This window comes from Caulobacter sp. P1_B12_2 (assembly GCF_056406675.1).
The window spans coordinates 1-3,389 of the sequence record NZ_JBFTZS010000480.1 but is presented as its reverse complement, the minus strand read 5'-3'; the positions used below and the strand labels follow the sequence as shown (position 1 = coordinate 3,389).

4 protein-coding genes are annotated in these 3,389 nt (G+C 70.7%); 3 read left to right on the top strand and 1 reads right to left on the bottom strand.

Annotated elements, in window-relative coordinates; genetic code table 11:
• The 3 genes from AC1DZ6_RS21855 to AC1DZ6_RS21845 form a co-directional block, all read left to right on the top strand.
• On the top strand, positions 1-550 hold a 550-nt coding region (locus AC1DZ6_RS21855), incomplete at its 5' end, for an MFS transporter (RefSeq protein WP_477099230.1).
• A 3-nt stretch (positions 551-553) separates the two neighbouring features.
• Positions 554-1,765 carry a glycoside hydrolase family 88 protein gene (locus AC1DZ6_RS21850; protein ID WP_477099229.1) on the top strand — a complete coding sequence of 404 codons (1,212 nt, stop codon included), beginning with the start codon at positions 554-556 and terminating at the stop codon, positions 1,763-1,765.
• Positions 1,762-2,694 carry an ROK family protein gene (locus AC1DZ6_RS21845; RefSeq protein ID WP_477099228.1) on the top strand — a complete coding sequence of 311 codons (933 nt, stop codon included), beginning with the start codon at positions 1,762-1,764 and terminating at the stop codon, positions 2,692-2,694. The genes AC1DZ6_RS21850 and AC1DZ6_RS21845 overlap by 4 nt, the downstream gene beginning before the upstream one ends.
• On the opposite strand, the gene AC1DZ6_RS21840 is transcribed toward AC1DZ6_RS21845, so the two are convergent.
• A partial coding sequence (locus AC1DZ6_RS21840; protein ID WP_477099227.1) for a substrate-binding domain-containing protein occupies positions 2,691-3,389 on the bottom strand: 699 nt, incomplete at its 5' end. The two genes, AC1DZ6_RS21845 and AC1DZ6_RS21840, sit on opposite strands and share 4 nt — an antisense overlap.

Sequence of the window (3,389 nt, the reverse complement as noted above, 5' to 3'; positions counted from 1 at the left end):
CTACTACGCCTCGCAGTTCGCCGATCCCAAGCATGGCGCGGCGATGTTCGGCTACCTGAACTCGGCCCAGATCTTCGTCGAGGCCGGGATGCTGTTCGTGGCCCCGTTCATCGTCAATCGCACGGGCGCCAAGAACGGCCTGCTGCTGGCGGCGGCGATCATGATCTTCCGCATCGCCGGTTCGGGCCTGGTCGAAGGACCGGTGGCGATCTCGGCGATGAAGATGCTGCACTCGCTGGAGCTGCCCATCCTGGCCGTCTCCATCTTCCGCTACATCGCCGCCCACTTCGAGACCCGGCTGGCCTCGACGCTCTACCTGGTCGGCGTCAGCTTCGGACATTCCCTGGGCCTGGCCGTGCTGTCACCGATCGTGGGCAAGTCCTACGACCTGATCGGCTTCCCCCACACCTACCTGCTGATCGCAGTGGGCGCGGCGCTGTTCTGGGCCGCCTCGCTGTTCACCCTGTCGCCGACGCCCGGCCAGCCCCGGAACGCCGACCGCGCGCTCAAGACCGCCCTCCCCGACGCCGATCTAGCCAAGGTCGACTAGTTCATGTCCCAAGCTTCCTCCGTTTCACCCGCCGGCGATCCGGCCCGCGAGCCGCTGACCCCGCGCGACGCCCTGCAAGGCCGCGGCCCCGACCGCGCGGCCCTGGACGCCATACTGGCGGCCGTGCTGGCGCGCATCGACGCCAACCTGGCGGTGTTCACCGACGCCTTCCCCGCGCCGTCCAGCGTCGGCGGGGTCTACCCGGCCATCGACAACGTCGAATGGACCAACGGCTTCTGGACCGGAATGCTGTGGCTGGCCTACGAGGTCAGCGGCGAGGCGCGCTACCGTCAGGCCGCCGAGCGGCAGGTTCGCAGCTTCAAGGACCGCGTCGATCGCCGGATCAACGTCGACCACCACGACCTGGGCTTCCTCTATTCGCTGTCCTGCGTGGCGGCCTACAAGCTGACCGGCGATCCTGACGCGCGCGACGCCGCGCTCGCGGCCGCCCGCCTGCTGCTGGCCCGCTACCTGCCGCAAGCCGGCATCATCCAGGCCTGGGGCGATCTGAGCGATCCCGAGCAGGCCGGGCGGATGATCATCGACTGCAACCTCAACCTGCCCCTGCTCTACTGGGCCAGCCAGGTGACCGGCGATCGCAGCTTCGCCGACGCGGCCGACAGCCATATCAGCCAGGCCGCGCGCTACATCGTGCGGCCCGACAGCTCGACCTTCCACACCTTCTTCATGGACCCGGTCACCGGCGCGCCAAGGATGGGCAAGACCCACCAGGGCTTCAGCGACAGCTCGTGCTGGGCGCGCGGCCAGGCCTGGGGGATCAGCGGCTTTCCGCTGGTCCACCGCTACAAGGCCGATCCGTCGCTGCTCGACCTGAGCGCCCGCCTGGCCAACTACTATCTGAACCGTCTGCCGTCCGATTTGATCTGCTGCTGGGACCTGGTGTTCACCGGCCCGCCGCACGAGCGCGACAGCTCGGCCGCCGCCATCGCCGCCTGCGGCCTGCTGGAGTTGGCCCGGGCCCTGCCCCTGACCGACCCGGACCGCGCCGCCTACGCGGGCGCCGCCGTGGCCACGGTCGAGGCTCTGGGCGAGCGCTACATGCTGCCGCCGGGCGAGGCGGGCACGGGCGTGCTGGCCCATGCGGTCTATCACATGCCCAACGGCGTCGGGGTCGATGAGGCCTGTCTCTGGGGCGACTACTTCTTCCTCGAAGCTTTGGTGCGGCTGACCCGCCCTTGGGAGCCCTACTGGTGATTCAGGTCGGTATTGATTTCGGCGGCACCAAGGTCGAGGCCGCCGCCCTGGACGCCCAAGGCAACTATCTGGCCCGTGTGCGCGCGCCCAATCCCGGCGCCTATGACGCGGCGATCGAGACGGTGCGCGACCTGGTCGCCCAGGTCGAACAGCAGGCCGGCGGGCGCGGCACGATCGGCGTCGGCTCGCCCGGCTCGATCTCGCCCAGCACGGGCGTGATGCGCAATTCCAACTCGGTCTATCTGAACGGCCGCACCTTCCGCGAGGATCTCACCGCCGCCCTGGGCCGCGAGGTTCGCCTGGCCAACGACGCCAACTGCCTGGCGCTGTCCGAGGCCGTCGATGGGGCCGCGGCCGGCGCGCGCGTCGCCTTCGCCATCATCCTGGGCACCGGCTGCGGCGGCGGTCTGGCCGTCGACGGCCGCCTGGTCGAGGGGCCCAACGGCATCGCCGGCGAGTGGGGCCACATCCCTCTGCCTTGGCCGACGCCGGAGGAAACCCCCGGCCCGCAATGCTGGTGCGGTCAGCGCGGCTGCCTGGAGATGTGGGTCTCGGGCACCGGCCTGCAACAGGACTTCGCCGCCGCCACGGGCGTTCAGGCTTCGGGCGAGACGATCATCGCCGGCTTCCGCCAGGGCGAGCCGGCCGCGGTCCAGGCCTTCGACCGCTATCTCGATCGGCTGGGCCGCGCCATCGCCGTGCTGGCCAATATCGTCGATCCCGATGTGCTGGTGCTGGGCGGCGGCCTGTCCAATGTCGGGGAGATCTACGAGCGCCTGCCGGGCCTAATCGCCCCCCGGGTGTTCTCGGACCGCTGGTCGGCCCGGATCGCGCCGGCCCGCTGGGGCGACGCTTCGGGCGTGCGGGGCGCCGCCCGCCTCTGGAACGATGTGACCGACGCGTCGGCCGCCTTGCGGGCGAGCGCCTAGGACGTCCGCGCGGGACGGCGGCGCGGCGCGACCTTGGTCGGCGCGGGACCCGACGAGCCGCGCTTGACCAGGGTGAACTTCATCAGCTGATGGGTCGGCGGCGGCGAGCCCCCGGCCCGCTCGGCCTTGATCTCGTCGACGATCAGGGACACCGCGGCCCGGCCCATGGCGCTGATCGGCTGGTGGATGGTCGTCAGTTCGGGCCAGACGGTGCTGGCGATCGGCGTGTCGTCGAAGCCCACCACGGTCAGGGCCTCGGGCACGGCGATCTGCAGCCCATGGGCCACCGCCAGGGCGGCGGCGGCCATGTCGTCGTTGCTGGCGAAGATGGCGGTCGGCCGCTCCTGCGGGCTGAGCAGCAGTTCGGCGGCGGCCAGGCCCGAACGGTAGGTGAACTGGCCCTGCACCACCCAGTCCGGATCGATAGGCAGGGACGCGGCCGTCATGGCGTCGACGAAGCCCTCGTAGCGAAGCTGCGTGGGCGTGTGCTGCGGATCGCCCTTGATGAAGCCGATCTTGGAGTGGCCCAGCTCGATCAGGTGCCGGGTCATGGCCAGGGCGCCCTGGTAGTCGTCGATGCGCACCGACGAGACGTCGTGCATCGGGCGGGCCGTGGCCAGGGCCAGGACCTTCACCCCGGCGGCGTGCAGCATGTTGATGGTCGGGCGGGAGTCGCACAGCGGCGGCGGCAGGAT